Origin of the sequence: Paraburkholderia bengalensis (genome assembly GCF_037126505.1) — a bacterium.
GTDB classification, from domain to species: domain Bacteria; phylum Pseudomonadota; class Gammaproteobacteria; order Burkholderiales; family Burkholderiaceae; genus Paraburkholderia; species Paraburkholderia bengalensis.
Genome location: NZ_JACFYJ010000266.1, coordinates 1 through 976 on the forward strand (window position 1 = coordinate 1; position 976 = coordinate 976).

Annotated in this window: 1 protein-coding gene; it reads right to left on the reverse strand. The window is 58.0% G+C overall.

Annotated elements, in window-relative coordinates; genetic code table 11:
• Positions 1-265 (reverse strand): helix-turn-helix domain-containing protein (locus H3V53_RS43145; RefSeq protein WP_336603034.1); only part of this gene is annotated, 265 nt, incomplete at its 3' end.
• Positions 266-976: the final 711 nt, after the last annotated feature.

Below are 976 nucleotides of genomic sequence, written 5' to 3' on the forward strand. Positions count from 1 at the left end.
CTGTCAATACGTCATTGATGATGATTTCAGTATGCCGCCCGATGCGACGACTCCCGACCCTCGGTCCGCGTGGACGCGGTTTCAGGGAACTCGCAACCGGGTCGGCAAGAAAACGTCTCCGCAAGCGGTAGATGGTTGTCCAGTGGACATCGAGCAACCTCGCTGCTTGCTTGGCCTGCCCTCGCGTCATCGGGTCTTTGCCAAGGGTTCGCAAAATGCGGGCGATGCTTGTCTCGCGATCAGAAAGGTTGTCTTTCTTTACCATCTCGCTCCCCGGCCCGTCAGGCTTTTCCCTCACGCTAGCGGAATAAGTCGTCGGGCGAAACGCAATAGCATCATCTTTCGTCCGCTAGCACACGCAACGTCGCATTGTCACGACATCATAAATTCGAGAAATTTTGAGCTTTTCTCGAAAATTCTAGGGCTCCGACGTATCCTGTCATTCGCAAAATTAGTCGGCGCGGCTAGCGGAATTAAGCGACGTCAACATTTCGTGCACGTTGGGGTCGCCATGCTGCCGGCAGCAAGCCGCGGAAAGTAGCGCAGGTTCACGATCGGACGACCCGCAAGGCTCAGTTTCGACGGATCGTCCACCCTGGCCGTGAGCGTCACCTCTGCGCGCGCAATGCGCTGTCGCCCGTGGACGTCGTCGCAGCGTGTCAGGTACTACCTGCGCGGCAGCGAGGCGCGGCGCTGCAAAGGTGCGCGTCTGATGGACGGCGCCGAGACGCTTCGGATATACCTCAATGTGCCGTGTATCATCTCCGGGTCATTGCCGAGGAACAGGTACGGACAGTACGCGATCGGCTGCCCTCGTAGATCGCATCGGCAATCGCCGGATGGTGCCACGGCGATCACGCGTCAACGCCTCGAAACGGAGTGGAAAGAAGAAGCTATTGCTCGCTCAGGTGATGAGAGGGATCCATCCGCTGATGAAGAATCCGGATCACATCGACCAGGTCGTCGGTCTCTTTGA